At 59.2% G+C, this 24,287-nt stretch carries 21 protein-coding genes and 1 pseudogene; 6 read left to right on the plus strand and 16 right to left on the minus strand.

The window, feature by feature from the left end; genetic code table 11:
- Positions 1-33: 33 nt before the first annotated feature.
- The 7 genes from trbJ to AC56QQ_RS30030 all read right to left on the minus strand — a co-directional run bounded on the left by trbJ (position 34) and on the right by AC56QQ_RS30030 (position 7,319).
- The gene (gene trbJ, locus AC56QQ_RS30000; RefSeq protein ID WP_489859694.1) at positions 34-759 is read right to left on the minus strand and encodes a P-type conjugative transfer protein TrbJ; all 726 of its coding nucleotides are present in this window, start codon (positions 757-759) and stop codon (positions 34-36) included.
- Entirely contained in the window at positions 756-3,206 is a 2,451-nt protein-coding gene (gene trbE, locus AC56QQ_RS30005; RefSeq protein ID WP_489859693.1) for a conjugal transfer protein TrbE, read from the minus strand. Before trbE ends, trbJ begins: the two co-directional genes overlap by 4 nt.
- Positions 3,200-3,472 (minus strand): VirB3 family type IV secretion system protein, encoded by a 273-nt coding sequence (locus AC56QQ_RS30010; protein ID WP_489859692.1) that lies wholly within the window; start codon positions 3,470-3,472, stop codon positions 3,200-3,202. The genes trbE and AC56QQ_RS30010 overlap by 7 nt, the downstream gene beginning before the upstream one ends.
- Complete coding sequence (locus AC56QQ_RS30015) at positions 3,472-3,780, minus strand: TrbC/VirB2 family type IV secretion system protein (RefSeq protein ID WP_111546811.1); 309 nt, start codon at positions 3,778-3,780, stop codon at positions 3,472-3,474. The genes AC56QQ_RS30010 and AC56QQ_RS30015 overlap by 1 nt, the downstream gene beginning before the upstream one ends.
- 11 nt (positions 3,781-3,791) lie before the next feature.
- The gene (gene trbB / locus AC56QQ_RS30020) at positions 3,792-4,760 is read right to left on the minus strand and encodes a P-type conjugative transfer ATPase TrbB (protein WP_489859691.1); all 969 of its coding nucleotides are present in this window, start codon (positions 4,758-4,760) and stop codon (positions 3,792-3,794) included.
- A complete protein-coding gene (locus AC56QQ_RS30025) occupies positions 4,757-5,170 on the minus strand; it encodes a CopG family transcriptional regulator (RefSeq protein ID WP_489859690.1) in 414 nt (137 codons plus the stop codon). Before AC56QQ_RS30025 ends, trbB begins: the two co-directional genes overlap by 4 nt.
- A 118-nt stretch (positions 5,171-5,288) precedes the next feature.
- Positions 5,289-7,319 carry a conjugal transfer protein TraG gene (locus tag AC56QQ_RS30030; RefSeq protein WP_489859689.1) on the minus strand — a complete coding sequence of 677 codons (2,031 nt, stop codon included), beginning with the start codon at positions 7,317-7,319 and terminating at the stop codon, positions 5,289-5,291.
- A gap of 268 nt (positions 7,320-7,587) precedes the next feature.
- Between AC56QQ_RS30030 and AC56QQ_RS30035 the strand changes: the two are divergent.
- The 4 genes and pseudogenes from AC56QQ_RS30035 to AC56QQ_RS30050 form a co-directional block, all read left to right on the plus strand.
- Positions 7,588-8,994, plus strand: a pseudogene (locus tag AC56QQ_RS30035) (ISNCY family transposase); the annotation flags it as partial.
- A gap of 608 nt (positions 8,995-9,602) precedes the next feature.
- On the plus strand, positions 9,603-10,028 hold the full coding sequence (locus tag AC56QQ_RS30040) for a hypothetical protein (RefSeq protein WP_489859688.1): 426 nt from the start codon (positions 9,603-9,605) through the stop codon (positions 10,026-10,028).
- A 9-nt stretch (positions 10,029-10,037) separates the two neighbouring features.
- Positions 10,038-10,556 carry a PIN domain-containing protein gene (locus AC56QQ_RS30045; protein ID WP_497124430.1) on the plus strand — a complete coding sequence of 173 codons (519 nt, stop codon included), beginning with the start codon at positions 10,038-10,040 and terminating at the stop codon, positions 10,554-10,556.
- Between the two features lie 34 nt (positions 10,557-10,590).
- A complete protein-coding gene (locus AC56QQ_RS30050; RefSeq protein ID WP_489859686.1) occupies positions 10,591-11,517 on the plus strand; it encodes a CBASS cGAMP-activated phospholipase in 927 nt (308 codons plus the stop codon).
- Here the strand turns inward: AC56QQ_RS30050 and AC56QQ_RS30055 are convergent.
- From AC56QQ_RS30055 to AC56QQ_RS30080, 6 genes are read right to left on the minus strand one after another with little or no spacing between them, the layout of a single operon-like run.
- The gene (locus AC56QQ_RS30055) at positions 11,514-12,659 is read right to left on the minus strand and encodes a hypothetical protein (protein WP_489859685.1); all 1,146 of its coding nucleotides are present in this window, start codon (positions 12,657-12,659) and stop codon (positions 11,514-11,516) included. The two genes, AC56QQ_RS30050 and AC56QQ_RS30055, sit on opposite strands and share 4 nt — an antisense overlap.
- Positions 12,653-13,009: a hypothetical protein gene (locus AC56QQ_RS30060; protein WP_489859684.1), complete on the minus strand. Its 357-nt coding sequence runs from the start codon at positions 13,007-13,009 to the stop codon at positions 12,653-12,655. The genes AC56QQ_RS30055 and AC56QQ_RS30060 overlap by 7 nt, the downstream gene beginning before the upstream one ends.
- Positions 13,006-14,151, minus strand: a complete 1,146-nt coding sequence (locus AC56QQ_RS30065) for a hypothetical protein (protein ID WP_497100559.1) — start codon at positions 14,149-14,151, stop codon at positions 13,006-13,008. The genes AC56QQ_RS30060 and AC56QQ_RS30065 overlap by 4 nt, the downstream gene beginning before the upstream one ends.
- A 38-nt stretch (positions 14,152-14,189) precedes the next feature.
- A complete protein-coding gene (locus AC56QQ_RS30070; RefSeq protein WP_497100558.1) occupies positions 14,190-15,368 on the minus strand; it encodes a hypothetical protein in 1,179 nt (392 codons plus the stop codon).
- Positions 15,361-16,308: a PD-(D/E)XK nuclease family protein gene (locus tag AC56QQ_RS30075; protein WP_489859682.1), complete on the minus strand. Its 948-nt coding sequence runs from the start codon at positions 16,306-16,308 to the stop codon at positions 15,361-15,363. Before AC56QQ_RS30075 ends, AC56QQ_RS30070 begins: the two co-directional genes overlap by 8 nt.
- Complete coding sequence (locus AC56QQ_RS30080; protein WP_489859681.1) at positions 16,305-16,667, minus strand: helix-turn-helix domain-containing protein; 363 nt, start codon at positions 16,665-16,667, stop codon at positions 16,305-16,307. The genes AC56QQ_RS30075 and AC56QQ_RS30080 overlap by 4 nt, the downstream gene beginning before the upstream one ends.
- Before the next feature lie 320 nt (positions 16,668-16,987).
- Here AC56QQ_RS30080 and AC56QQ_RS30085 point away from each other — a divergent pair, with 320 nt between their 5' ends.
- Both AC56QQ_RS30085 and AC56QQ_RS30090 read left to right on the plus strand, forming a co-directional pair.
- A complete protein-coding gene (locus AC56QQ_RS30085; protein WP_497100557.1) occupies positions 16,988-17,974 on the plus strand; it encodes a phosphoribosyltransferase-like anti-phage protein in 987 nt (328 codons plus the stop codon).
- Positions 17,975-17,977: 3 nt separating this feature from the next.
- Complete coding sequence (locus AC56QQ_RS30090; protein ID WP_489859679.1) at positions 17,978-18,658, plus strand: NADAR family anti-phage protein; 681 nt, start codon at positions 17,978-17,980, stop codon at positions 18,656-18,658.
- Positions 18,659-18,731: 73 nt separating this feature from the next.
- Here AC56QQ_RS30090 and AC56QQ_RS30095 read toward each other — a convergent pair whose 3' ends face one another.
- From AC56QQ_RS30095 to AC56QQ_RS30105, 3 genes are all read right to left on the minus strand, one after another.
- Positions 18,732-22,376 (minus strand): DEAD/DEAH box helicase, encoded by a 3,645-nt coding sequence (locus AC56QQ_RS30095; protein WP_497124431.1) that lies wholly within the window; start codon positions 22,374-22,376, stop codon positions 18,732-18,734.
- Positions 22,376-23,044, minus strand: a complete 669-nt coding sequence (locus AC56QQ_RS30100; protein ID WP_497109042.1) for a hypothetical protein — start codon at positions 23,042-23,044, stop codon at positions 22,376-22,378. The genes AC56QQ_RS30095 and AC56QQ_RS30100 overlap by 1 nt, the downstream gene beginning before the upstream one ends.
- 341 nt (positions 23,045-23,385) lie before the next feature.
- Positions 23,386-24,285, minus strand: coding sequence for a restriction endonuclease (locus tag AC56QQ_RS30105; RefSeq protein ID WP_497104005.1), 900 nt, complete (start codon positions 24,283-24,285; stop codon positions 23,386-23,388).
- Positions 24,286-24,287: the final 2 nt, after the last annotated feature.

Genomic DNA, 24,287 nt, shown 5'->3' on the forward strand with positions numbered 1-24,287 from the left:
GCCGCCGCCTTTCTCGTCGTAGAGAACTGGTGATCAGTTGCCGGGATAGGCTGTACCGGTGCCCAGGAAGCGCTTCGTCGTCTGGCGGGCGGCTTCCTCGGACTGCGCCTTTCGGGCGGCATCTTCAGCCTCAGCCCGAAACTGCGTCGCGAGCAGCGTCTGAATCTGCATCTGCTGCTTGGTCGAAAGCGCGATCAGCTGATTGGTGGCCTGGCTTGCTTCAAGCGCGCCAGCCGCGCCCTGGCTGCGGTTGACGAGATCAGCAAGCAGGTCGCCGTCGCCACGGACATTCCCGACGATCTGGGATTGCACACCCATGGTCTGGCGGAACCCCTGCATGGCGCTCTGCCAACGTTCGCGCGCGGCGCTCGCTAGGTCGCTGACCTTGATCGTGGCGTCGTAGCTTTCCGGATATTGCTGGCGCCACTGGTCCTGAAGCTGGTTCAGATCGAAGCTTAGGCCACTTGCCTGATCCATCAGACCATCGATTCGTTGGAGCGAACCGGTGAGCTGGCCCACCGAAGAGAAATCCAGGCTCTGAAGGTTGCGCGCCATGTTCTGTAGCATGGTGGCCTGGTTCTGCAGCGACTGGATCTGGTTGTTGATCTGTTCCAATGCGCGCGCCGCCGAGAGCACGTTCTGCGTATAGTTCGATGGATCGAAGACGATCAGGGCATAGGCTGGCTGAACATAGTCGGCCATCGGCTTGGCGATCAGAGAGACGGTGACCAAGCTCGTGAAAAGGCGGCGTCCCATCATGATGATTGCTCCTTGTCTGGTTGAGGGAATTGCAGAAGAAGCTCGGCGGCCCAATTAAGGCCGCGCGCGCTCAGGAAGCGGGAGGCAAAGCTGCCCTGCCCGTCCTCGGACAGGACGTTGCCGATCAGGGTCTGCGTGGATGGATCGGAGGCACCACAAAACGCGAGCGTGATGGGGCCGAGCCCGAGCTCGAACAGACGGTTTCCACGGCGCGATTGCAGATAGTAGTGCCGTTTCGGCGTGGCGCGGGCGACCAATTCGATCTGCCGCTCGTTCAAACCGAAGCTCTCGTAGGCTGCTCTCGACTGCGGTTCCACGGCACGATCATTGGGAAGGAAGATGCGCTGTGGGCAGCTCTCGATGATTGCGGGCGCGATTGTAGAGCCCGCGATATCGGCAAGCGACTGCGTGGCGAAGATCACCGACACATTCTTCTTGCGCAGCACTTTCAGCCATTCGCGGATGCGGGCGGCAAACAGCGGATTGTCGAGATAGACCCACGCCTCGTCGAGCATGAGCAGTGTCGGCCGTCCGTCGAACCGCTCCTCGAGGCGATGGAACAAATAGGTGAGCACAGGCAGGAGAGCGCCCTGGCTGTGCGTCAGTTCTTCGGTCTCGAAACACTGCACATCCGACAAGGCCAGCCGATCATCATCGGCGTCGAGCAACCGGCCGAACGGGCCCTCGAGCGTGTACGGCATCAATGCGGACTTCAGCGCATTGGACTGAAGCAGGACCGAAAGGCCGGTCAGCGTGCGTTCCTGCGCCGGCGCGGTGGAAAGGCTGCTCAGTGCCGACCAGATTGCCTCCTTTACCTCAGGGGTGACGGTGACGTTCTCATGGGCAATGAGGCCTGCGATCCATTCGGCCGCCCAACTGCGGGTAGCCTGGTCGTTGATGTTGCGCAGCGGCTGGAAGGAAAGCGCCCCGTCCGCGCCGAGCGCGTGGTGCTCTCCACCCATGGCGAGTGTCGCCACGCGGGCTGAATTGCCCTTGTCGAAGACATAGACCTGCGCGCCGGCGTAGCGTCGGAACTGAAGAGCGATCAGCGCAAGCAGCACCGACTTGCCGGCGCCGGTCGGTCCAACGATCAGCATGTGGCCGACATCTTCGACATGGGTGGAAAGCCGAAACGGTGTCGACCCGCTGGTCTCGACGAAGAGAAGCGGAGGTGCCACTCGCCGGGTGACCTTGGCGAGATGCTCGTTCTCCGACGGACCGGCCCACGCCGACGACAGCGGCATCAGATGGGCAAGGTTCAGTGTATGAATGAGCGGCTGGCGAACATTGGCATAGACATGGCCGGGCAACGAGCCGAGCCATGCCTCGACCGCGTTGACGCTTTCGCGGATCGTGGTGAAGCCGAGCCCGTTGACGATGCCCTCGACCGCGCGAAGTTTCTCGGCGGCGGCTTGGCGGTCCTCGTCCCACACCGTCACGGTCGTGGTGAGATAGCCGAAGCCGACATGATCGCCGCCTAACGCCTGAAGTGCTTCGTCGGCATCGAGTGCCTTGTTGTCGGCATCGCTATCAACGAGCGGAACGGGTTCGTTGGTCACAACCTCGCGCAGGATAGCGGCGATCGATTTGCGCTTGGCAAACCATTGCCGGCGTAACCGCGTCAGCGTTTTGGTGGCGTCCGTCTTGTCGAGCGGAATGAAGCGCGCCATCCAGCGATAGGCAAAATCCCGGTGGTTGAGTGCGTCGAGAATTCCCGGCCGCGTGACGTTCGGGAATCCGAGGATAGTGAGCGTACGAAGATGCTGCTCACCCAGCATCGGCTCCAAGCCACCGGTAAGCGGCGCATCTATCAGGATGCCGTCCAGATACATGGGCGTTTCTGGTACGGTGACGGGATGGCGGCGGGTGGAGATTGTGCCGTGCAGGTAAGCCAGCGTCTCGGCATCGTCGAGCATGCGCACTTCGGGCATAAAACCCGACAGAAGATCGAGGACGCGGTCGGTCTCGTCACGGAACCTCGCTAGCTCCTGGCGCCAGTCTCGTTCGCCTTCGGAATGATGAGAGTCGACGAGCGCGCTTTCCGCCCGCGCCTGGCTGTCCGGCGGCGACATGAACAGCAAGGTCAGGTGATAGCGGCTCTCGAAGTGCTCGACCTTGCCCTCGAAGGCCGCACGCCGTTCTTCATCGACCAGCCATGACGCCGCGTCGGGAAAGCGCGAATTCGGATAGCCCAGCGCTTCGACGCGCTCGGCTTCGAAGAACAATGCCCAGCCGGAGCCAAGCCTTCTCAGCGCATTGTTTGCCCGCGCGCAGATGCCGACAAGTTCGGCTTCCGTCGCGCTTTCCAGATCGGGGCCGCGGAACTGTAAAGTCCGTTGAAAGCTGCCGTCCTTGTTGAGCACGATGCCCGGAGCGACCAGTGCGGCCCAGGGCAGATGATCGGCAAGCCGATCAGCTTTGCCGCGATATTCCGAAAGGTTCAGCATGCGAGCCACCCCTTCAGGCGAAGATGACGGACAAGCACGCCGGCGAAGTCCGGATCGCGGCGAGCGGCAAAGACCGCGAGCGTGTGGCCGGCGGTCCAGAGCGCCAGCCCGGCAATCCACTGCTGCAGGCCAAGGCCTATTGCCGCGGCCACCGTGCCATTGAGGATCGCCACCGCTCGCGGTGCGCCGCCTAACAGGATCGGCTCGGTCAATGCCCGGTTAACGGGAACCTCGAAGCCCTCGATATGCTGCTCTCCGGCGATCATCAGACGAGCGCCCCGCCGCCGAAGGAGAAGAAGGAGAGGAAGAAGCTCGACGCCGCGAAGGCGATCGACAGGCCGAAAACGATCTGGATCAGCCGGCGGAAACCGCCTGCAGTGTCGCCGAAGGCGAGCGTCAGGCCGGTGGTGATGATGATGATCACCGCGACGATCTTGGCAACCGGTCCCTGCACCGATTCCAGGATCTGCTGCAGCGGTTGTTCCCACGGCATGCCGGAGCCGGCCGCGTGAGCCTGGGCTGTAAGAAGAAACGCGAGCGCGGTGGACGAAAGAAAGCGAAGCTTCTTGCGCATGAGGTGACCTTTCAGAGCTGCTGGAGTTGCGGAAGCGTGAGCGGGGCGACGGCGTAATCGCCGTTGTGGTCGAGACCGGTGACCTCGGCCATCGCGTCGATGCGGCGCGAGGATCCGCGCCCGGCGATGAAGACGATCAGATCGATGGCATCGGCTATGAGACGGCGGGGAACGGTGACGACGGCTTCCTGGGAGAGTTGCTCGATCCGGTAGAGGGCGGAGCGCGCCGAATTGGCGTGAACCGTGGCGATGCCGCCGGGGTGGCCCGTGTTCCATGCCTTAAGCATGTCGAGCGCTTCCGCGCCCCTCACCTCGCCGACAATGATCCGGTCGGGCCGGAGCCGGAGCGTCGAGCGTACGAGATCGGCAAGTGTGACCGAACCCCGCCTTGTCCTCAGGGCGACGCAGTCCTTTGCCGCGCATTGCAGTTCGCGCGTGTCCTCGATCAGGATCACCCGCTCATCGCATTCGGCGACTTCTGCGAGCAATGCATTGGCAAGCGTCGTCTTGCCCGACGACGTGCCGCCGGCGACCAGGATATTGCGCCGCTCACGCACCGCCTTCCTCAGCGCGTCGGCCTGCAGCGGCGACATGATGCGGTCGGCGACATAGTTGGCCAGCGTGTAGAGTTTTGCGGCCGGCTTGCGGATTGCAAAGCATGGCGCCAGCACGACCGGCGGCAACAGCCCCTCGAAGCGTTCGCCCGATGGCAATTCGGCACTGACGATCGGGTTGTCGGCATGCGCCTCGGCGCGCACGTGGGAGGCGACGAGGCGGATGATGCGTTCCGCCTCGGAAGGGTGCATGTGCACACCGGTATCGACTCGGCCTTCTCCCAACCGGTCGAGCCGCAGCGCACCATCGGGATTGACCATCACTTCGATAACGGCTGGATCGGCAAGGGCCTCGGTGATCGCCGGCCCCATCGCGGTGCGCAGCATGGTACAGCGGCGATGGTCGGCTTCCGGATGAGAACTCATCCTTCTCCTCCCACGACATTCTCCTTGCCGAGCGACCGTTTCCCGGAGGCGATCTGGCGGCCGACCTGCTCGACGAATTTGTCGAAACGCTCCTGGGCAATGGCCTGCGTTGCTTTGTCCGGAACCGGCGTGTGGGCATGAAGCGTGATCGAGAAGCGGATGAAGAGCGCCAGGCTCTCCAGGATCATCTCGGCATCGCGCCCAACGTGAGCGAGGTCGCGGGAAAGACGGTCGAGCCTCACGCCGTAGCGGCGGTCGAGCTCATTCTCGCCACGCCGCTCGATGAAGGCCTCGACCGCCTTCGCCACGACCGCGGATTTGGTGGTCGATGGATCACGGCTGAGGTTTTCCAGTTTCTCGCTCAGCCCAAGCTCGAGCAGAAACTGATGACGAATGCGGTGGGGCTTCATGCGGCTTGTTCTCGACAGGCCGGCGTTGCGCCGGCGGCGGGAACAAGCATCGGCCAGACGCCCGAAATCGCTTATGGCCGTTATCTACGCTGAGATGCGCTCTGCCATTGAGCAGCCTTCAGAAGCCGGGGACGATGCCCTTGTCGTCGCCCCTGCCCTCGTTGATGCCATAGGCGCGTGCCGCGGTGGAAATCCGATCCATCACGCGCTTGTCAGCGACCGTCTCGCTATCATCGTCAGCGGGGTTGAATAGATCTTCCTGATCGGGCTTCTGGGTGACGGCGGTCTGTTCTTCGGGCAAACCGGGATGGCGCTGCTGTTGGACGCCACCCTCGGCTTCGATTGTCGCGCCGGCGCTTTCATCGTCGGCGGCAAGACGGCGGTCGACGCTGCGCACCTGCCCAGTCCAATCGTCTTGGCGCGGCGCAGGGCAGTCCCCGTAGGCGCCGTCGCGCAGCACTGGCGAAGGCAGCACTCGCTCGGTGAAATTCTGATCCTGGTAGTAGCGCAGCTTCTTAGCGCGGATCGGCGGCAACCCCGAAACCAGTACGAGTTCGTCTGTCGGTGGCAGTTGCATCACCTCGCCCGGAGTCAGGAGCGGGCGAGCGGTCTCCTGGCGGCTCACCATGACATGCGAAAGCCATGGCGCGAGCCGATGACCGGCGTAGTTGCGCATGGACCTCAGTTCCGTCGCCGTACCGAGGGCGTCTGAAATGCGTTTGGCCGTACGCTCGTCATTGGAGGAGAAGGCAATCCGCACATGGCAGTTGTCGAGTATGGCGTTGTTCTCGCCATAGGCTTTCGAGGTCTGATTCAGGGATTGCGCGATCAGATAGGCGCGGATGCCGTAACCAGCCATAAAGGCGAGTGCGGTCTCGAAGAAATCAAGGCGCCCGAGTGCCGGGAATTCGTCCAGCATCATGAGAAGCTGATGCTTTCGGCTCTTCTTTGGATCACCCTCCAGGCGCTCCGTCAGCCGCCGGCCGATCTGGTTCAGGATTAGTCGCACCAAAGGCTTGGTGCGCGAGATGTCGGATGGCGGCACGACCAGATAGAGCGATATGGGTCGCTCGGCATCCATGAGGTCAGCGATGCGCCAGTCGCAGCCCGATGTTGCAGCCGCTACCGTCGGATCTCGATAGAGCCCGAGAAACGACATGGCTGTCGAAAGAACGCCCGAACGCTCATTCTCCGACTTGTTCAGCACCTCACGTGCCGCCGAGGCCACGACGGGATGAACGTCAGGCATATCTGCCGTGCCGAGGTGGTTGGTCGTCATCATCCGCCGCAGTGTCGCGGCAAACGTGCGCTGCGGGTCCGACAGGAAGGTGGCGACGCGGGCCAGCGTCTTTTCCTGCTCGGCGTAGAGCACGTGCAGAATGGCGCCGACCAGGAGCGAGTGACTGGTCTTCTCCCAATGGTTCCGCCGCTCCAGCGCACCTTCAGGATCGACGAGGATGTCGGCAATGTTCTGGACGTCGCGGACCTCGTTCGGGCCCTTGCGCACTTCCAGCAGCGGGTTGTAGCGCGCCGACCTTGGATCGGTCGGATTGAAAAGAAGGCAGTAAGAGAACTTCGATCGCCAACCAGAGGTCAGTTGCCAGTTCTCGCCCTTGATGTCGTGAATGATAGCTGAGCCGGTCCAGGAAAGAAGAGTTGGGATAACCAGTCCGACGCCTTTGCCCGAACGTGTCGGCGCAAAGGCCATGACGTGCTCCGGCCCGTCATGACGCAGATAGCGATCCATCATCTTGCCGACGAAAACGCCAGCCGGCCGAAACAGCCCCGCCTTCTCAATTTCCTGTTTCGTGGCCCATCGTGAGGAGCCATAGGTGGTGACCAGACCGCGCTGTCGCGCGCGCCAGAGCGAACCGGCGATCGCCGCGGCACAGCCCATGAATCCTGTAGTGCCAGCAAGCATGCCGGCCTTGTCGAACACCTCAGGCGCGTAGGCGTCGAAATGGAACCACCATTCGAACAGTTTCCACGGCTTGTAGATCGGCCAGTCGGCCGCGATGAACCAGGGCGCGCCGAGCGGCGCCTGATGGCCAAGCATGTGGGCGCACCATTGTGTCGCAGCCCACACGCCAAGGAGGACGATCGCAAACACAACGGCGATCTGCCCAATTAGCAGCTTCGTGGGTGTCACTGGCTCGCTCCACTGTTCTGGACAGGTGGATCAAGCATGGCGCTGCACGGCGGAAACCGGAATGCGCCCTACGTACGATGGGGTGCGATGAACGCCCTGCTATTTAAATGGTCGTCCGTCCGGCAGTTCCGGACTGCATTTTATGCGACTTTGACCTGTAGCAGCTAAGTTAAAATGTCCGGATCTGGCAAAGTAGGAATGTCGCTTCTGCCTTGCCAATCTCCCCGCGTTCGAGAGCGCGGGAGATTGAAGATTGGGACTGGTTCTGATGAGCGAACGCGAGCTGCGGCGTATCGAGGTTCTGTCGAAGATCGTTGAGCGGCGAATGACAAGCATTGCAGCGGCAAGCCTGCTCGACGTTTCAGTTCGTCAGGTCCAGCGTCTGTTGAAGACGTTCGAGGCGGATGGCGCTGCGGCTCTCCGGCACAAGGCGCGTGGCCGACGTTCCAACAATCGCATTGTCGATGGTGTTCGCGACTTCGTGCTGGAGCTGATCCGCGAACACTACATCGACTTCGGTCCAACGCTTGCCCACGAGAAGCTGATCGAACGACATCAGCTCGCGGTCAGCAAGGAGACGCTCCGCAAGTGGATGACGGAGGCTGGAATCTGGACGTCGCGCCGTGAACGCAAGCAGCGGCTACATCAGCCGCGCGGGCGACGAGACTGCTTGGGCGAGATGGTGCAGATCGACGGCTCGCATCACTGGTGGTTCGAGACCCGTGGGCCCAAATGCGCCCTGCTCGTCTTCATCGACGATGCGACCGGCAAGCTGCTGCATCTGCGCTTTGCCGGCTCCGAGAACACGTTCGACTACTTTCACGCGGCAAAGGCGTATCTGCGGGAATGGGGCAAGCCGCTTGCGTTTTACAGCGACAAGCATGGCATTTTCCGAGCGACCCATGGTTCCGAGAAGGATAGAAGCAGCGGCCTGACACAGTTCGGCCGGGCTCTTTATGAACTCAACATCGATATCATCTGTGCCAACACCCCACAGGCCAAGGGTCGCGTCGAGCGCGCCAACCAAACGCTCCAGGACCGGCTTGTGAAGGAACTGCGCCTGCGCGACATCAGCACGATCGAAGCGGCCAATGCCTATGCGCCCGAGTTCATGGCGGACTTCAACGCACGCTTCGGCAAGGAACCGCGCAATCCGAAGGATATGCACCGCCCCCTCGCCGATCATGAGAATCTGGACGGCGCCATGTGCCGCAAGGAGGTTCGCACGCTGTCTCAGGCTTTGACGCTGCGCTACGACAAGGTGCTGTTCATTCTCGATCCGACCGATACCGCGAAGCGGCTTGCCCGCAAAAAGGTCGTCGTCTGCGACTATCCCGACGGTCGCCTCGAGGTCATGCACGACGGCATCGCCCTACCCTACAGAACCTTCGACAAGCTGCGTTCGGTTCATAGATCAGAGATTGTCGAGAACAAGCGACTTGATGCTGCCCTGGACCTGGTCGCCCAGATGCAGGCTGGGCGGGAGCTTCATCGCAGCCAGCGCGGGCCGCGGCGCACCGGACAGACGAACCACATGTTCGGCATCCCCGACGGCAGCCAGAGCAATGGCTATGTGAAGCGTGGCCGCAAGCCCGGACGGAAGGCGGACTTCACAAAGGACCCCGCGATCATCGCGCGGCGTGAACAGGCGCTCGCTAGAGGTCTCGCGGCCAAGGTCGAGAGCCAGGCCGTCAAAATCGATCTGACACTCACAGAGAGCGATAGGAATCGTATTGCGGATGTCCTCGCAGTGCTGGACGAGTTTCCAACCAACCGGAAGACTCAACCGACAACGGAAGCCGGCCTTTAGCTCGAAGAGGGCCACGCTGGTCTCAAAGGGCCGACGGAGATCTACTGGATCGCCCCCGATCGGGCAGCGCAACCCCGACCAGCTGTCGCCCGATCGGGCGCTGGCGTCGCAGCCGGCAGCCCCGTCTTGCGACATTTCTACTTTGCTAGCCAAGCGACATTCGAACTTGGTTGCAACATTGAAGCACAAATAGCGAACATCCAGCTCTGGTTTGTAGGTCTGGTGAGCGGAACCGCAGCCCCCATTTGCTGCGCAGGGACCTGCGTTTGGCTGGAAATCTGCGGCCCAAAGTTGCGGAGCATGATTACTTTCGGTTTGCGCTAGGAGAGACTCAGCCATGGATCGATCGGATTCGCAACATAGCGGTCGATTCGTGTGAGCGTTTCCCTAAGATCGCTCGAATAGGCTTGATATCGAGCGATATTCACGCTAACATACCGGGCAGGGTACGGAGCCGACAAAGGAGCGTTCCGATGAGTGAATTCGCCAAAACACTCCAGGGTTTTGTGGAGCAAATGCCAGACAGCCGCCAAAAGCTAGAGTTTCTGGAAGCCTTACAGGTGTGCCCGGTTATCAATCTAGAGGTCGTCCCCGAAGAGCGTGCAAATAAGAACATGAACTACCTTCGGAAACGTGCGCTTGAGTCTGGGCAGGCTTATGTGATTGCAAGGGCTGGGCGCGTCGACAATTTGCCTCAGGCAGCGTTCGTCCTATCGTCGGATACCATACTCTCGCTAATTGACTCAGTTCGCGGTGGAACAGAACGCAAAACTGCACGGCGAAGGCCCGCGAGTGCATTGCTCGCACAGCTAAAGCCGCTCGATGCAAGCGTTGTGAAGATGCGTCTTGAGCCTCGGTCTCAAGAGGAGACTGTTGGCGGACGCGGACGTGTATTTTAGTCGTCGCTCATGTCGCGCTATTTGATGAGCTCCCAGTGCGTCTTTGACGTGATCAAGAGGCGTAACCTCAATGCTGAACTTTGGTTAGAAGCCGCAGACTCGCGCGGCATCTATGCAGACGATATCTGCATCAGTGCAGTGACGCCTATGACCATCAGATGGCAACTTGAACAAGCGCTCACGGCGGCACGGGCAAAGCCCGAAGCCGCCGTGCATCCCGTGCCGGTGATCAGAGACTTCATCGACCAGGCAAACAGGCTTTTCGAAGATTTCGCGCGCGATGACCGGATCATTGCGATGGACCATCGGATCGCCGCACGCTGGGGCGATCTGCTTGATATGAGGATCACATATCGAGACCCCGACGGACGGCAATTCGAAGTGCCTAGCGCGACAAAGGTTGAGATCGCAACAGCGTTGGTTGGGAGGGGAGATTTCCCATTTGTTTACGTGGACTACCATCAGGATGGGCACGCAGACATCCCGGGGCTTACCGTAGAAAACCCTGAAGACTTCGTTCGCAAGTGAAATGGCGCAGTCCGCTCCCAATAGGTTTCAGATCTTGGCACTGAGCGGTGGAGGCTATCGAGGGCTCTTCGGCGCCGAATTTCTTGCCGCATGCGAGTCAAAGTTCAACGTTCGGTGCAACAACCGCTTTGACATCATTTCTGGAACCTCTATTGGCGCGCTCCTTGCTGCGGGCCTTTCGGCATCCGTTCCAGCGACGACATTAGCGGCGACAATCAAAGATTACGGACCGTTGATCTTCGCTCGCGGCATCACCACCAGCGTCAAACAGCTCGTGGTCGCGGCACCCTATAGCCCGGCTCCAATCCTTGAAGCCATTCGCAAGACGCTCGGTAAGCCCGTTGCCGCAACTCTGCTCAGCGACTACGACGCGCCACTCATTATAACGGCCGTCAACTACTCAACAGGCGAAACGAGCGTCTTTCGTTCCAAAGGCATTGCGGGCAAAGCGGCCAGCGCCGTGAGCATCGAAGATGCGATACTCGCAAGCGCTGCGGCACCAACCTTTTTCCCGACGAAGAAAATTGGGCCAAGCGAGTACATCGATGGTGGGCTTGTAGCGAACGCGCCAGACATGATCGCCCTCCTCGACGCGGTGAACTTCTCTCACGCGCGGATGGAGGAGATCTACCAGCTTTCGATCGGCACCGCGTCCCGTCGGCAAGGTTCCGCCGTGCATGAGAAATCCCGAGCCCCCGGATCTTTTTCATGGATAGCGCGCCGTGGGCTTATCCAAACGATCATGGCAGCCCAAGAACATTTGGTGCTGTCTCAGATGAGCAGCCTCCTTCGAAATCGATTTCTACGCATTGACGAAGAACCTGCGCAGAACCAGGTCGAAGCCATCAAATCATTGGATCTTGCATCTCCGGAAGCAACACAAACGCTTCAGCTGTTGGCGGGCAAAGCGTGGGAAGTACACAAGGCTGCGCGGCCGCTGAGGGATTTCTTCGTCCGTTAGGAGATCTCGTCGAGAAGACGTATGCGAGCGTTTCGCTCCCAGGTCTCGTAGGGCGTCGTCGGGCTCCAGAACATGTACCAAGCGTCCTGAAGCAGGCCTGAGATTTTTGGCGGATTCTGGACGTTGAAACCGACAATTCCGCACTCTCGAAACGCGGCGACGGCAGCGGATGCTAGGCCCGACAAAGCTTCGGGTGGATAGCAGAGGTCGAAGAGCGCCGTTTTCTCTGAATTCCGGTCGTTTGTGAGTTCTTGCCAAGCCCGGCCAACCGCCTCGGCATCCCGCTCACAATCAGTTTGCCGCAAAACCGCAAGGATCACGGACATCCGTGCATCGTCAGCAGGATGCGACGCGGGACGGGTGGCGGGAACGTGGAAAATGCCCTCACTTCTTCGAAAGCAGAGATGATAGTTGGTCCATCCAAACGCTGGTCCCGCGCAAAATGCGCCGAAGGCGTCACAGAGAAACTCTTCACACCAAGTTTCAATCCAGCATCTGCGCCAAAGGGCATAACGAAACGTCATGTCAGGTCCGCCACGTCGCCTTTCTCCGCGGACCGAGGCCCTGTCCAACGCGACACCCCGCTCGTTCATAACCTTTCGAAAGGCCCTAGACAGTGGATCAAGCCTAGGATTTGTAACGCCTTGGGGAGCGACCAAAGGATGACAGAGCTCATGATAGAGGTCCGGTAGGTGCAGAAAGTAGCGACCTTCGAGCAAAGGCACCCTCAAGAGATTGAATGATGGAGAAATCTCAAAATAGTCCTGCGATGTGTGGCTCACTGTTGGCGTGACGAGTGGGTAGTGAATTTCCCGACAGATGGCCGTCAGCAGTCGATTCAGATCTGCATCATCAGAGGATGTGTTCTTCAAAGCGAAAACGCCAAGGCGTTCGACATCGAAAATGCGCTTGGCCATTGCCTGATATGTGCGCGATATCGCGTCTATGTTCGGTGGCGAAGCCTCAAGACTTTTGAGCGCCTGAGCCAGAAGGATAAGCGCGTCATTCAGCTCGCCCACGCACTTGCTCTGAAGTGCTCTGAGTTCGAGCCCTCCTCCAGAGTGCGAAATCTCGATGAGGTCCCGCGCGCGCTTAATGGCGTGACCGATAGCCCCCCGCAAATACGCGGCGGCGATCACCAAGAGCCGGTCCGCGTAGAGAGAGCGGCCCGCTCATGGCTCACACGTTTAGCAATATCGGCGAGCGCGTGCAGCGCATCGTTCGGAATTGGGCGGCTTGCAACGACAATCGTCGCGAGGTGCCCGAGATCCGAGCGGGAGTTCCCTTGAGCGTCTCGAAGCAGACTATCGAGCAGCAGACCCTCATGACTGGCATTGCCACCCCTTGCCGTTGCAGCCGCCCGAAGCATTTCGGCCAGTTTTTCTGTTTTCTCAGCAACAACCGCGTCGCCTGACATCAGGATTTCATCGATCAGAAGATGAAAGGATGCAGCAAGGGATTCTGCACCACTGATCAGCGACAAAGTACTCATGCCGTTTCCAATTCAACGTTATCGCCTTCGTAGAGCATGTCATCCTCATCGTGTTCTGCGCCTTCATCTTTGAGGAAGGTGTCGCAAAGCTTCAGCGATATCGGCAAGCGGGAGCAGCTCTCCGGCCGAGTCCAAGTTAGGCAGGAAAGACGAAAAATATCATGCAGCGCGTGTTCCATCGAAAGCGTTCCCGCCGCACGAGTGACGTGCAATGGTCGAGCCGTCCCGCCGGGTAGAAGCGGCCAACCTGTTGTGCAGACGTAGCCTTCGTTTTCGGAAAGGGCCATCCATTCTCCCATGTCGGGATTGAGGATGTTTGGCATCTGACCATGCGCGTTCTGAACCTTGAAAAATCGCAGCGGCGCAGGGGAAGTCTTGCCGAGTTCGAAGACGTTCAGTTCAAAATCTTCAGCGATATGACCTTCATCGGCGAGTGTCTGACAGCCCGCTCGCAGACCAGCGATTTCGCTAGGGAAGACACGCCCGTCACGATGCACAACGATCTTCTTGGTCAACGTGGACAGATACTGCGCCTCGCTGCGCAGCATTTCGGTAAGCAGGTTTTCAACGATACCAGCCGACAGCTTCTCGTGCTTGTTGGATGTTTTTAGCCTGTGGCGAATAATGCGGCCCCCATCGGCTATGAGAACAATGCCCGCCGTCTGATGCTTGACGTCGATACCGATCACCACGTCCGCCTCGAGCCCTTTCTCGAGAACGAAGGGCCACTTCCCGTTCGGAATCAAAACTTTATTGAGCGCCGCACCTGTCAGATACCCCGAGAACCGACCCCCAAGGTCTGATTTGCGAACGTACTTTGCGTCCGTCCCGCTACCCACCCGGTGATAAGCCATGTCCGGCGTCGTTACGTGAAACACGGCAGCATTTATGCCATGGTCGCTCCGAAGCTTGTTCATCAGCAGCGCGGGGAGCTTATCCTGCATCCGCGCCTGTCCATTGTTGGCATGGAGCATGATAGCGCAGTCACCGGGCTCCAGTTCACCTGTCTGCGCGAGCTTAAGGATTGCTTTGGCCTGGTTGGCGGAGTTAACCGGCGCACTGAGATCGTTGTATGGCACAACCTTGGGTCGGTAACCTCCGGTTGGATGCAGTCTACCCACTTCGTCCTGGAAGTCCTTCACGAAGGTCGGTCCCCACGCGTTCATCACACTCTGAGGAATCACGAGTGCCTGCGGTTCGAGGGGGAGGCTTCGTAGAAGCCGGCACCTTTCTGTTCCAGAAGCCTGCGGCGGCTCTTTGCGTAGTCACGTACATCGACCCGGCTGCCATTGCGCTGGGTACCGTAGAGTCTGCGCCCGCCGCCAAAAAGAACGTCAGGCAAGTCGAAGGGACGCGTCGTAAGCTCTGCTGCGTTATCAGCAACTGTGATACGAGCATTGCCGAGTACGACATTGTCAAGAAAGCGTCTCTTAAATTGAAATGCCTTGGCCCGACGTGCACCCGGTGGCTGGATGGTCTGCCGCTGAAGGTGTGCTCCTCGCCTCGAATGCGTGTCGAGAATAGGAAAGCAGAGTTCCGCGGGAGCGGCTTTCACCTGCGCAGTTTCGGACCCGCGATAGTGCACGACTGCGCCATCGCCCTTGAGATTTATCAGGCTTTTGGGGATCGGTCGTTGGGCGTTCTTATGGAGATATTCTTTAAGGGAAATAGGCTTTCCGTCCTCAAAGGTGATGGGATCGCTGACCGATAGTCCAGCACCACTGATTCGTATTTCGAACCATTGGTCACCCATGCGATAAAGGCAGGATGAGCCTTTCATGCGACGGATGGTGTTTTGGTCGGCATCGGCGCCGATGGATCGCGCAGAGATCAGTTTTGTCTTCGCTTCGAGTAGGACGCCGAAACCACCGCGCGGGTAAGGGACGACCCGCACGGAGACACCCTCGAAGATGTCTACACCGTCCCGAGAAGATGCGGGATCACGGTGATAGAAGGCGTCACCCGCCCTGGGTCGCCACAACTCATTGCTTCTGTAGAGTGGAGTTTGAACGATAAAATTCAGGAACCGAAGCCGGATCGGGTCAAGCTCATCGCCATCCACCGAGCAATCGACTTCGAGCGTTTCGCCAACCGCTTTCAGCGACGCGACCCATCGAACAAGGTTGTGATGTAACGCGATGTTGTTAGCTACCTCCTCGGGCACGGCCAGATTCATGACATCGCCACGTTGCAGGAGGGCAAACGGCCGCTGGTATTGCCGCGTGAGCGTCCGCTGCAAACGCGTCACGCCAGCGAAGTAGGGAGATCCGGAAACATCGGTCCCCAAGATTTCAAAGAGCCTGTAGCGAGCGGTGACGGTCTCAAGCCCGCCGAGCCGGTAGAGGTTCGTTTCAAGCATGGCGGGCAGTTTCCCAACAGATCATTCGGAATGCGCACGTGGTACAGGTTTCTGGATTCGTCGCGACATCGAATTCGTCGATGTCGAAGTCTTCATATTTTCTGCCGCCAAGCGCCTCAGACATGGCGAAGGCGGTGTTCATCATGAAAAGCTCAGCGTCCTCGAGATCAGCCTCAGTTAAGATATGTTCTCGTACATCTCCAAGAAGGAGTTGGACCTCCTTCAGGACGATCTCGTGTGGGGGTGCCTGCCACGGATCCGGAAAGCCTCGGTTGGGATTCTCCATGCGACTGAGCGCAATGGCATAGCTTGCAAGCTGATCCCTGGCGTCGTTTGCGCCATCCGCATGCACCTTCCAATCAATGATTTGGATGGGTGCGCTTCCGGTATAAACAATCAGATCGGGGAAGGCGCTACCGTCAAGATTGCCAAGGATGTTGAAGTGAAGTCGAGGCTGCGCATGGAAACTCCAGCCAGCGACCACGTTGGCTCGGAACTCATCAAAGTGATAGAGATTTGTGAGCGCCGTAACGATGTCGTCCCAGGCTGCGTCGTAATCATCCACGGTGATTTCACGACCATAAGCGTGTTCAAACAGTAGAAGAAACGCATCACCATGATGCGACTTGACCAATGTGAGGTCTTCTTCTCGGTGTGTTTCCGCGAACTGACGTTGCTTGTCGAACAACTGTTTTCCATGTTCTTTGGCTTGGCGCAAAGTCAACCGCTCGTCGAAGTCCAAGTCCGGGACGATGCGTTCGGAGATAACCGTGTCCACGATCTGGCCCCTCCAAGCCGAAAGAGTCGAAAGGCTCTTCAAGCGCCGTGCGCGCAACCGAGCTTCATCTTTCACACGCCCAGTCGGCGCCATTACGTTAGCGTAGAACCACTTGCGCTGGCACTGACGGAAAACTCGAGCCGATGAGTATGACCACCTCATGAGCGGCCTCGTTCGCGCTTTCGAATCAAACTGAGGAAGTCGAAGAGCGCCTCTTCTTCGTCCGGCGAAATGTTACCGAGTCGGGCGGCCAAGTCCAGTGACCGCGCAGACGGATCGTCCACAGCGTGGCCGGGTACCGGGTACCCGGCCAAGGCCATGAGGCGCTCGTATGCAACACCGTACCGAAGCGCTAGGGTATGAAGCACCGTCGGTGAAGGTGTTCTGATCTTTCCCGTCTCCAACTGGCTGAGATAGGCGTTTGACACATTGGTTTCCGCCTCGACGGTGCGGAGGCTGAGCCCAAGAACCTTCCTAGCCTTCGCTAGATAAGCGCCAAGATCGTTCTTATCCTTTTCCATGATCGCTAATTATCGCAAGCATGCTAAGTTTGTCAAGCACCCATTCGACACGTTGAGTTCGACCTGCGCAGATAATTACTCCGGCTCCATCGATGGACGACTCTGCGCTGGCGAAGCGCTCAGCCCAGCGCCAATTGCTTTGGCGTGTCTCGGTCAGCCATTTACTCTTTGAGTAAGAATACGAAGAGACCGGGGGATGGCCGGAAAACATGGCTTTGGACTCTTTGTATTTCCTCTATTAGCAGCGAGGATAGACGAAGGTTGCACGGCGAGTCGGATATCGGGCTCCAGATGGTGGACTACCGCAAGGAGGCTGGGGGGTGACGACAAGAAAGGAATTGCTTCAGCGGGTGGTGGAGCAAATTGGGGATTATCGCCCGGGCGAGATTCCGCCGATGAGCGAGGCCCACGTCGATAAGTGGGTTCGACAATTTCCCGAAGGGACACAAGAGCCGATCCTTGGTGAACTCGGACATGTGTTTAACAAGACATATTTCACCCGCAAGAAGGTAGTAAGTTTTCTTTCGGCGGTTGCCGGCAACAAGACGCTTACCGGCGACGATCCCAAACAATTCTGGAAATCCACTAAGATTTTACAGATCCAGACGGCGGGAAATAGCCAGAAGGATATGTTGTCGATATTTGACAACGCACTGCAGAACACTTGTGGCTTAAGGATTGCCGACTGCGGCAGCGACGCGCCAGATACCTTCCTCTACATCGATGATGTTTTGTTTTCTGGTGGGCGGATCAAGCACGATATCGTCAAATGGATCAGGGAGGCTGCCCCGCAGAAAGCGAAGCTCGCCATAGCGACGATTGCCTATCACTCGCTTGGCCAATGGCGAACAGGCAAAGACATCGCCGACGCGGCCAAGGAAGCGGGTAAAACCATCAACGTGACATGGTGGCGCGTATTCCAGGTCGAGGATCGGAAGGCCTATATGACCAACACCGACGTCCTGCGGCCTACAGTCATCCCCGCCGATCCCGCAACGCTAGCTTACGTGCAAGGCTTAAATCTGGAACCGGTTCTTCGAACGCCCGGGCAGGTCGGAGGTTTGGGGTTTTTCTCTTCTGAGAACGGTCGGGCGCTTCTCGAACAGCAATTTCTAGTGTCCGGCGTTGGAGTGCGCGCCATGTCGCCCTACCTGAACGTCTATATGCGCCCTTTGGGAAATAGCATGATGGGAACGACGGGATTCGGGTCAATGATAGTTACCTATCGCAATTGCCCTAACAACGCCCCTCTGGTGTTATGGGCGGGCAATCCATGGTATCCCTTGTTCCCGAGGAAGACGAACTAGCTCATGGCCCAAGCCGAATTTCGAAGCTATCAACGCGATCAAGTCGTCAGCTTCCGCAAGACGACTGAGGATTTCGGCGGCTTGTCGAACATGGCGCCGGGATTTCCGATCACAATGCTGGGTGAGCTAATACGGACATCCGAAGCCCTCTATCAAGCGTGTCGCTTCCCACATATGCCCGACGTCCAGCGGATGGTCATCGACGAAACCAGTCCGATGACAGCCAAGATGAAATCCAAGCCATATCGTAAGGATTCCCGGCCGGATTGGGAGGATGTTCGCGTTTCGGTGATGCGCTGGTGCCTTCGGGTGAAGCTGGCGCAGAACTGGGAGACCTTCTCAGCGCTTCTGCTGGCAACTGGCGACCGGCCTATAGTTGAGGACTCGCGCAAAGACGACTACTGGGGCGCAAAGGCAGCGGAAGACGATTATCTAGCGGGCCGCAATGTCTTGGGCAGACTTTTGATGGAGCTACGCGAGGTCGTGCGCAGTGATCCAGATCGGGTCGCTGAGGTGCTACCGCTAGACATCCCGCATTTCGTGCTCCTAGGCCGGCAAATTCCGACCTTAAAGCGTAAGCTAAGCATGGTGCCCAGTCGACCGGATCGATCAGATAGGCTCAAGGTGACTCAACCTGCGGCTGAAAAATCAGGCAAAAAGACGAAGCAGGGCGTGTTGCTTTAATAACCGGACATATGTCGCTGGCAATTTCGCACAAGGGATCACGTCCGTCCGGAAAGCTCGCGCGACACGACGATCAACCTTGGGCAGGAAATGTGCGATAGACGGTAGCTCCCCGTTGTTCGACACGAAGCTGGAAGTCGTTTCTCACCGAACGTGAACCACGGCGGTTGTTAGCTGCGCGAGTCCGGGCAAGCTCAAAGCCCGCGGCGTCCAGCCACCGAATATACCCGTCGTAGAGGACCGGTATGACCTCGTAAGTCCGCCGCCGCCCATCAGTCCCGGTCAACTCGGCGACATCGGTTTGCTGAGCTGCTCCGGCGGTATCGGCGCGAGGGAGACTTGCTTGCCAACTCAGGAAGAGTTGAGGGTCTATAAGATCTTCGGGCTCTATGTCCACGTACTCCTCATTCAGCCAGTCCTCGAATTCCTGGCGACGCGCGGCTGCAGTCTCGCGCGTCTGAGCGAGGTTCTGGGAAAGAGCAAAGGCCACAAAAGGATCGTGGGTGCCCCACCTAAGCAGTTCGCGTGCCCAGAAACCGAACCAGGGAAGACCGGTCGTGGCCTTCCAGTCCGCCAGGGAAGGCACTGCGTAAGGATCGGCGGCACCGGCCGACCATGCCTGAGCGACCACCGCCCCAATGGCAACGCCAAGCCTGAATTCGAGATTGTCGGCGACAAAGCGTTGCCACGCGCGCAGATCGTCGGGTTCGGGCTTACGCGCGTCTGGTTCGTTCATCCACCAGCTCAGCACCTCAGCCCAGCGACGCAGAAGGTCGCGGTCCGTTTCCGTCTGCCTGACACGAAATCCGAAACCTTGGTCGCCCGAGAGAAGCCCTCCGATCTCTTCGAAAATGTCGATGCGGGCCTCGGCATCGTCCCCACCGTAATTCGTGGCGTTTTCGATGACCGCTCGGATACGCGGGGCAATCGCTTCAAACCGCCGTCCGATGTAGGGCGTAAACCCGTACTGGTAGAGGCGCCGTCTTTCCTGAGCGTCAGGATAAATAGTCTCCACGATCGCCCGCCCCCTAGCGATGAATGCTTGTCTCAACCAAGCTTCCTGAATGGCCGCCACCGATGTGAACGTACGCTGCCATAGATCGACGAGGTGCGCTTCTGCTTCGGCACCTGATACCGCGGCTTCCTCAGCACGAGCCAGTTCTTCGATCGCGGTCAGGAGAACGCCATCCAGCTCGTCAAGTGAGTCTGCCAATCGCGACTCGGCATCCGTTGCGCCCTCACCTGCCTCGTCACTGATTGCCGCAGGAAGAGCCTCTTCTAACCAGGCGACAAACGCGCCGGGATTGACGCCGAGCACCCGAAAGGCACGTTCGCGAATGGCTGACAGAAGCAATGCAAGTGGACTCTCGACGTTGCCGGCGTCGCTTTCTTCGATGAGCAGTGACACGCGCAGACGCTCGTAGTCCCGCTGCAACTCCCGAAACTGGGTTCGCTGGGTCGGTATTGTGCCCGCCGCAGTCGACGAAACCTGCGTTGGCAAGGCGACGATTGTCATGCCTTCGATACCCTTCGAAGCGCCAGGCCTCCCCGCGCGTCCGGCGAGATTACGGAACTCGGCCGTCGAGAGTGGTGAAACCACCTGGGTTTGCGTTGCGTGATCCCATGAACGGCGTTTGAGCGATGTGAGGAAAATCAGATCAAACGGCAGGTTGACACCTTCGGTAAGCGTCGCCGTCGCGACCGTGATCGGGCAGATCCGGCGATCTATCATCTCGGTCATCAGCCTGCGCAAGCGCTGCGGCATCTGGCCGTGGCTGGTTGCGATACCGTAGTCGAGAAGAAAGAGCTCGAAAGAATCGGCGCCGCAATAGTCCAGGCATGCGGCGCGAGCCTCGTCGAACCGAATGCGATCCGTGCCGACGGGCTGTTCAAACGCGGGGATGTTCGCCCAACTGTCGAGTTCAAGCGCCTCCTTGAACCATCGCATTGTCTGTTCCGGTTCCTGCGCTATCGAGATCAGGATGCGCTGACCTTCCTCGACAAGATGGAGAACCGTCCAAAGCACGCTAAGGCTGTTGAAGCGATTGAGGCTGTTGCGCATTGCTGCAGGAAGTTGGGGCATCGGCTGCATCCGCAGCGGCAGGTAGACGGGCTGATCCTGACCCCGGATGTAGAGAGGTCGGCCGTTCATGATGTCGAGCAAAATGCGTCCGGTCGAGTTCGGCGCAGTCTCTAGGACGCCGATCACCTGCCGTGTGCTGCGGTATCTGACCCCCACCGGTTCGGCATTTGGTCTTCCCTCGACCCACCGCGCAACGGGCATCGCCGCACCTCCCGCGACGGCCGTCAAAGCGATCCGCACGCCATTCGGGCGCTGCACCATGACGCGAGAGACGAGGCTCTCGAGCCTGAGCGATCGGTTGCTATGCTCCGCAAAACTGACCCGTGTGTTTTCCCCGCCTTCCGGGACGACCTGATGGGCTTCGTCCAAGATGAGCAATCGCAGCCGAGCAGTGAGTATCGGACCAAGGTAGCGCATGAGCGCCTCGGCTTTTTCGACCGTAGCAATCAAGACCGTCGGCCGGTCACCGGTAAGCCAGTAATCGGTGATACCCCAGTCTGCACCACCATAGAGGCCTGTGATCGTCATGTCGTTGCCGAGCTCGGATCTCAGCTTGGCTTCGACCTCGCCGGCGAGCGCCCGCGACGGCACCAGATAGATGGCCAGCGGGGCCAGCTCATTGTCGGGATGGAGAAGCAACTCCTTTACAAGTGCCATGTTCGCCACCAGCGTTTTGCCGGAACCGGTTGGTGTACACAACGCAAACGAGGAGTCCCGCAAAAGCCGTTCAAGGCCTTGCAGCTGTGATGTCCAGAGGATTCCGCGACCCCGTCGAAATTGGTCGCGCGCGTAGGCCTCGAGCCGAGCTCTGCGATCTGGGTCCATCGCAGCAAGCTCAAGGAGCGGACGATAGATACTCGCTGCCCGATAACCCTGCGCGACAAGCTGCATGAGGGAAATGAGTAGCGAAGCATCGTCGCTGAACGTGCGGATTGCCATCTCATCCAGGGCGATGAGTTTCGCCAACGCCACCTCGAGCCGTTCATCGCGACCACGACGCAGGCTGTCGGCGATGAGGCCAAGGCTGCGGACAAGCTCGACTGTGAAGTACCAGACGACGCGATTGTCGTCGCCTAACAACTCGTCTTCCTCGGGGTTCGGCATCCCCATCCGAAACGCGGCGTCTCGCCTAGTCAGTTCAGGGTTGGCTGCCCAGAATGCCGCAGCCCGTCGGATGACGTCGTCGAAGTCCGCCCTGAGGAACGCCGCATAGAGCGCGACACCGTCGTTTTCTGTCTCGACCTGTCCGAGCAGACCTGAGGCCATGGCCGGCAATCCACCGAGTTGGTAGGCTGCGGCTGCGAGGAGCTCGATCGGCACGATACCACGGACCGGATCACTCGCACGCGTGAGCCATTCAAGAATTTTCCCCGCCCTTCGGTAACAATCGATTGCGCGCCTCGAGGTTGTCCCTTCGATCTGCCGAAAGATTTGCCCGGCATGAAGAAGTCGTCGTGCATCGGCGAGTTGCAGAGCCGTCTCCTGTTCTCCCCATTGGATCGTGGGAACGTCCCAGGTCGTTTGAAGACACCGGACGAAGGATCGGGCCTGTTGGCGAGATAGCTCGTTCTCGATGGCGATCTGACGACGTACAGCGTCAGCAATCTCCAGACGATCTGCGTCGAGCTCCGGCACTATCGCGCCTCCTGCCAAAGGGTCGAGTAAAGCCTGTCAATCAAGTCAGCGCCATCTGTCAGAATGAGCTCGACAACCTGAAGGTCGTGAGGCGAAGTGTATTCTTCGGGAGTCGTCTCCCACCCGATCAGCACATCGTTTGCCTCGCGGTTGCGCGCACCATTCCCAGCGATGAGGATAAGATTGGTGCGTGACAATGGCACAGCGTCGAGTAGCACTGCCTGGTCAATCGACAGGATCGTTGCCTGGAACCCATCCGGATCACGCAGCTCCAGGAGACGTTGGAGCTGGCGCAGTCCATGGGGAATGGGCGTATCTCGATTGACTTCGAACCAGACCCCGCGACCTGACCGAATTCGCTCGTCGGTTTCCTCGTCCTCTTCCCATGGACCATGCATCAGCGTGGCAACCGCGGATTCTGTCAGTCGTCCGCGCCATTTCGCTTCGCCAGCGATGAACCGAACGACCTCGCCCTCCTCGTTCAGGGACAGCCCTATGAAGTCGGACCCAAACCGTCCGAAGATCTCCCGCTCCCGTCCCGGATCGCGCGCGAGACTCCAAAGATAGGCCTCAACGTCTGCATGATAGCGGAACAAGAAAATGGGAATGCGCCATTGGTGTCCCCCAACGAAATTCCGCTGGAACGCTTCTGTGATCATCCCGGCCATGACTTCGCCGAATAGACCGCGTCTCGCGGTCGGGGGAGGCAACTTGGATAGCACGTATGTGCGCCCGGAGCGCCGGCGTCGGGATGGAGGTCGATCGCAATCTGGCGATGGAAATATTCCCGCGCGTCGAGATGGGCGGATTCGAAATAAGGCCGCATTGCCGCTACCAGGTCGTCGTCTGTCGCAGCCCGTTGCTCGAGCAACAGATGGCCGTAGGTACCGCGGACCGTACCATTATCAGAAAGCCATCTCCTGATCGCCTCCATCGGCGGTCTACATGTGTGCATTTCTTCCCCACCCAGGCAGCAGCTACTCGTTACTCCGTCTCGAACGTTCCGTGCCTAGACTGGAAACAAGGTGCGCACACGCGCAAACGGATTTCGGTATTCCGAAGCATATCTCGCCTTTGCGGCAATAATCTCCGGTACCGAAAGCCGGCGTTGTAAGGCATCGAATATGTCCATGCCGTCGGCAAGGATGATGCGGCGCGCCGTAAAGGCCTCGAGCGCGCCGTCGGTAAACCCCTCGAAACTCACGAACAGGCCTCTGGTCCCTTCGAGCCGCTCACTCAGTTTTCCCTGAAAGGCGTGCAGCTTCTCCGCGTCAGTCTTCGTACGGTGCCACTTCGCCTCGAGCAGATATGTGGTGCCGCCGTGTTGGAACGAACCGTCGATCTGCTCCCCGGTGAGACGGAACCCTCCCCTTGCATCCATGCGCCAGACGTTGAACAAAGCGGTGAGGAGCCGCTCGAAATGATAGCCTCGAGCCTGGGGGGCATCCGACATGGCGTGCAGCCCCAGGAGGTCGCGTTCAAGACGATCAAGCTCGGCGTGGTCGGAGTCGTTGCGGTCGGACGATGGATGCGGCCAGGGTGAGGCACCTTCGAGGTCGAAGGATGGTAATGGCGCTCCGCCCAGCCGCTCGACAATGGCGCTGAGGCGCGCGCGCGCTTTGGTGACGGTATCCGGGGCACCGCGACCGATGCGTGCGGTTTCGCGATACTCCCAAAGCGAAGTAAGCGCCCTCACGATCGCGCGCGACTGACCGACGGTGAGGAAGACACGCAGGCGCTTCCCCTTGCTGCCAGAACCTTGAGCATAGGCGTCGTCATAGATGTCGACGCCGACCTCGCGGCGGAAGAAATCGTCGAACGTCGCATTGGTGAAATCGAGGACATAGCCGGAGCCCATTCCGAACAGCTCGTCCACCACCTTCAATTCAACGGGCCTGAGCTGATCCATTT

The organism is Mesorhizobium sp. RCAM 05099, from assembly GCF_059683685.1.

What these genes read in the sequence shown, in the direction of transcription:
- trbJ (WP_489859694.1), bottom strand. Translation starts at nt 759, where the DNA reads ATGATGGGACGCCGCCTTTTCACGAGCTTGGTCACCGTCTCTCTGATC.
- trbE (WP_489859693.1), bottom strand. Translation starts at nt 3,206, where the DNA reads ATGCTGAACCTTTCGGAATATCGCGGCAAAGCTGATCGGCTTGCCGAT.
- AC56QQ_RS30010 (WP_489859692.1), bottom strand. Translation starts at nt 3,472, where the DNA reads ATGATCGCCGGAGAGCAGCATATCGAGGGCTTCGAGGTTCCCGTTAAC.
- AC56QQ_RS30015 (WP_111546811.1), bottom strand. Translation starts at nt 3,780, where the DNA reads ATGCGCAAGAAGCTTCGCTTTCTTTCGTCCACCGCGCTCGCGTTTCTT.
- trbB (WP_489859691.1), bottom strand. Translation starts at nt 4,760, where the DNA reads ATGAGTTCTCATCCGGAAGCCGACCATCGCCGCTGTACCATGCTGCGC.
- AC56QQ_RS30025 (WP_489859690.1), bottom strand. Translation starts at nt 5,170, where the DNA reads ATGAAGCCCCACCGCATTCGTCATCAGTTTCTGCTCGAGCTTGGGCTG.
- AC56QQ_RS30040 (WP_489859688.1), top strand. Translation starts at nt 9,603, where the DNA reads ATGAGTGAATTCGCCAAAACACTCCAGGGTTTTGTGGAGCAAATGCCA.
- AC56QQ_RS30045 (WP_497124430.1), top strand. Translation starts at nt 10,038, where the DNA reads ATGTCGCGCTATTTGATGAGCTCCCAGTGCGTCTTTGACGTGATCAAG.
- AC56QQ_RS30060 (WP_489859684.1), bottom strand. Translation starts at nt 13,009, where the DNA reads ATGAGTACTTTGTCGCTGATCAGTGGTGCAGAATCCCTTGCTGCATCC.
- AC56QQ_RS30070 (WP_497100558.1), bottom strand. Translation starts at nt 15,368, where the DNA reads ATGCTTGAAACGAACCTCTACCGGCTCGGCGGGCTTGAGACCGTCACC.
- AC56QQ_RS30075 (WP_489859682.1), bottom strand. Translation starts at nt 16,308, where the DNA reads ATGAGGTGGTCATACTCATCGGCTCGAGTTTTCCGTCAGTGCCAGCGC.
- AC56QQ_RS30080 (WP_489859681.1), bottom strand. Translation starts at nt 16,667, where the DNA reads ATGGAAAAGGATAAGAACGATCTTGGCGCTTATCTAGCGAAGGCTAGG.
- AC56QQ_RS30090 (WP_489859679.1), top strand. Translation starts at nt 17,978, where the DNA reads ATGGCCCAAGCCGAATTTCGAAGCTATCAACGCGATCAAGTCGTCAGC.
- AC56QQ_RS30100 (WP_497109042.1), bottom strand. Translation starts at nt 23,044, where the DNA reads ATGGCCGGGATGATCACAGAAGCGTTCCAGCGGAATTTCGTTGGGGGA.
- AC56QQ_RS30105 (WP_497104005.1), bottom strand. Translation starts at nt 24,285, where the DNA reads ATGGATCAGCTCAGGCCCGTTGAATTGAAGGTGGTGGACGAGCTGTTC.